Source organism: Kitasatospora sp. NPDC093558 (genome assembly GCF_040683475.1).
Taxonomy (GTDB): Bacteria; Actinomycetota; Actinomycetes; order Streptomycetales; family Streptomycetaceae; genus Kitasatospora.
Map to the genome: position 1 here is coordinate 1 of NZ_JBFBDY010000604.1, position 3,756 is coordinate 3,756.

The 3,756-nt window shown below is 73.4% G+C and carries 2 protein-coding genes; both read right to left on the reverse strand.

The window, feature by feature from the left end:
* Positions 1-148 precede the first annotated feature (148 nt).
* Positions 149-1,153 carry a guanitoxin biosynthesis L-enduracididine beta-hydroxylase GntD gene (gene gntD / locus AB0O00_RS32315; RefSeq protein WP_363657850.1) on the reverse strand — a complete coding sequence of 335 codons (1,005 nt, stop codon included), beginning with the start codon at positions 1,151-1,153 and terminating at the stop codon, positions 149-151.
* On the reverse strand, positions 1,150-3,756 hold a 2,607-nt coding region (locus AB0O00_RS32320), incomplete at its 5' end, for an amino acid adenylation domain-containing protein (RefSeq protein ID WP_363657852.1). The genes AB0O00_RS32320 and gntD, both read right to left, overlap by 4 nt.

Consider the following 3,756-nt stretch of genomic DNA (forward strand, 5'->3'; position numbering starts at 1 on the left):
GGTCGGCGGTCCGGGCCCGCAGGGTGCGGACGTCCGGCGGGCCGGTGACGAGCCACGTGCCGGTGGCGAGGGCGGGGCGGTCGGACACGGTTCCTCCTGGTGGACCGGATTCGGCGCGGGATTCAGCGGGAGCGGGGCCGGGCCGCCGTCACCGCAGGACGCGCTCCTCGGGAGCGTTCCGGTGGTCGCGGGACTTGCGCAGGTCCCGGGTGACGACCGCCTTCTTCAGCCACCGGTCGGTGCCGTCGAAGCGCGCCCGGAACGCGCTGCGCCCGTGCACCGCCCGGTAGTTGTCGACGACCAGGAGGTCCCCGGCGCCCAGGGCGACCCCGACCAGGTGCCGCTCCAGCTCGCCGGTCAGCGTCGTGAGCGCCGCCGCGGCCTCGTCGTCGCCCGGCACCGGGGACATGAACGCCGGGTCCACGCGCAGGTACGGGCGCTCCGGATCGCCGAACAGCACCGCGCACGGCTCCGGTTCGTCCTCCATCCGCTGGATCGGGTGGAGCCGCCCGGTCCTCGCGGTGAGCGACCGCGCTTCCTTGAGGTGCTCGGTGTCCGGTCGGATGAGGAAGCGACGCCCGGCCAGCACCTCGCGGTGGCGCGGCTTCAGCTCCACCTCCTCGATCCCGGACACCACGGTCGGCACGCCGCCGTGGTTGCGCAGCCCGAGCAGCAGCAGGTAGTCGCAGCGGTACGGGTGGAAGCCGTCCTCGGTGTGCCAGGCCAGTTCGACCGTCCCGTGGCCGCTCTGGTCGTTCTCGTGGGCCGGGATCGGCAGCACGTCGTGCACCAGGCGGCCGTCCTGGAGGGTCGACCAGCCGAAGACGTCGCCGAGGTGCCCGGCGGCGAGCAGCAGGAACACCTCGTGCGCCGCGACCTCGGCCCGCCGCTCCGCCCCGCGCCAGTCCAGCGGCGTGGGGCCGATCGCGGCGTCGTCGACCCGCAGGCCGCGCACGACCAGCGCCGAGGCGGACTCGGTGCTACGGAACGCGCGCAACTCCCGGACCAGGCGCGGCGGGAGCCGCTGCGCCAGCGCGGGCAGGTCGTCGAGCAGGGCGGGCGCGGTGCTGGAGCCGTACTCGCGCAGGACGGACCGGCTGAGCGCGGCCAGGGCCGCGCGGTCGGCCGGGTCGAGCTGCAGGTGGCGGATCACGGGCGCTCACCCGCCGGCGGAACGACGTCCTCGGGCGCGGGCAGGTAGCCGCCCTCGACGAGGAAGCGGAAGCAGGAGTGCGCCCACTCCTCGTTGACGGGCGGGCAGGCGATGCCCGAGCCCGCCAGCGCCTCGGTGAGCACCCGGCACTCGTCCTGCGGGTCGATCTGCTTCTGCAGCTCCGGGTCGAGCGCGGCGTGCCGCATGGAGGCGACGCGCAGCAGCGGGGTCATCGGGAAGAGGACGTGGTCCTCGTCGACGCCGAGCGCGCGCTGGCGGGCGTCCTCCTCGTCGACGACGTTGAGGTCGTAGCCGAAGGAGCGCAGCCACTGGTAGCACTGCGACATCGTGGTGGGCGCGGGGTTGGTGATGTTGAAGTTCTTGCCGAAGTTCTCCTCGCGCAGGGAGGTGTAGACGATGGCCTGGGCGGTGAAGTCGACCGGCACGGCGTTGATGACGTCGTTGTAGAGCGGCAGGACGCCGAGGTCGAGGAAGCCGCGCAGGTACACGTACAGGTAGTCGGTGTGGTGGGAGGCGCCGGTCTGGGTGTGGCCGGTGATCATCCACGGGCGCTGGACGGTGACCGGGATGCCGCGGTCGCGGGCGAGGTAGACGATCCGCTCGGCGAGCCACTTGCTGCGCGGGTAGCCGGTCGGGATCCGGATCGGCCGGCCGTCGAGGTCCTCCTCGGTGAACGGCCGTTCGGCGCCGGTGCCCATGAACACGTCCACGCTGGAGACGAAGTGGACGGACTTGAGGGTCGTGGTGGTGGCGAGGCGCAGCACCTCCTTGGTGCCCTCGACGTTGGCCGGGCGCGCCGCCTCGTACGGGTAGGTGAAGTTGACCACCGCGCCGCTGTGGTAGATCACGTCGAGGAGGTCGGCGTAGGCCTCGAACTCCTGCTGGTCCAGGCCCAGTCGGGGCTTGGCGAGGTCGCCGACGACCATCCGCATCCGGGCCCGGTAGGACTCGTCCCACGCGGAGTAGGTGCGCAGGGTCTGCTCCATGCGCTCCCACGCGGCGTCCTCGTTCTCCGCGCGGATCAGGCAGTGCACGGTGGCCTCGGTGCGCTGGATCAGCTCGACGGCGAGGAACGCGCCCAGGTAGCCGGTGGCGCCGGTGACCAGGACGTGGCGCGGCGCGAACCACTCGGCGTGCGGGAGGTCGCCGGGGGCGATCTCCTCGGGGAGGCGGATCTCCGCGTGCAGTTCCTCCAGCTGCTGCGCGTACAGGACCTCGCTGTCGACGTTGTCGCGCTGGCGGCGGTCCTCCTCGATGGCCTGCGCGATGCCGGCCACGGTGGGCACCCGGAAGATCTGCTCGACCGGCAGGGTCACGTCGTGCTGCCGGGACAGCTGGGCGGTCAGCCGCGCGACGAGCAGCGAGTTGCCGCCGAGCTCGAAGAAGTCCGCGGTGGCGCCGACCTGCGCGAGCCCGAGCAGCGAGCAGAACGTCTCGGCGATCTCCGCCTCCAGCTCGGTGCCCGGCTCGACGAAGTCCTCGGTGCCGAGGTCGGGGGCGGGCAGCGCGGCGGTGTCGATCTTGCCGTTGCGGGTGAGCGGCATCCGCTCCAGCGTGACGAACGCGCTCGGCACCATGTAGTCCGGCACCTGCGCGAGCACGTGCTTGACGAGCGTCTCCTTGGTCAGCACCCGGCCGACGACCGGCACCACGTAGGCCACCAGCCGCGGCGCGCCCGGCTGGTCCTCGCGCGCGACGACGGCGGTCTCGGCCACCAGCGGGTGGCGCAGCAGGACGTTCTCGACCTCGGTGAGCTCGATCCGGAAGCCGCGGATCTTGACCTGGGTGTCGGCCCGGCCGAGGACCTCGATGGTGCCGTCGGGCCGGTGGCGGGCGAGGTCGCCGGTGCGGTAGATGCGCGCGCCGGGCTCGTCGGAGAACGGGTCGGGCAGGAAGCCGGCGGCCGTCATCCCGGGGCGGTTGACGTAGCCGCGCACGACGCCGTCGCCGCCGATCCACAGTTCGCCGGGCACGCCCGGGGGCACCGGGTTGAGGCGCTTGTCCAGCAGGTGGATCCGGGTGTTGGGGACGGGCCGGCCGATCGGCACCCGGCTGCCGGCGCCGTCCGCGGGGGTCACCGGGTGCACCGACGCCCAGACGGTGGCCTCGGTCGGCCCGTACTCGTTGAACAGCGCGATGCCGGGCGAGCGGCGGAAGTGCGCCTCGACCAGGCCGGGCGGCAGCACCTCGCCGGCCAGGACGGTGGCGCGCACCGTCGCGAAGGCCTGCGGCGCGGTCTCCAGGAGCACCGCGTACTGCGAGGGCACGCCGTCGACGTGGGTGACGGCCTTGGCGCGGATCAGCGCGTCGAGCAGCCGCGGGTCCAGCACCTCGGCCTCGTCCGGCACGACGACCGTCCCGCCGCGGTGCAGCGTCCAGTACAGGCCGCCGCCGGAGGCGTCGAAGGTGAACGGCGCGAGCACCAGGTACCGCTCGGGCAGGCCGGGCGCCTCGCAGGCCGTGCGGGCGAGGGTGGAGTGCACGATCTGGCGGTGCTCGACGGCCACGCCCTTGGGGCGGCCGGTGGAGCCCGACGTGTAGATGACGTAGGCGAGGTCGTCCGGGGCGGTGTGCACGGCGGG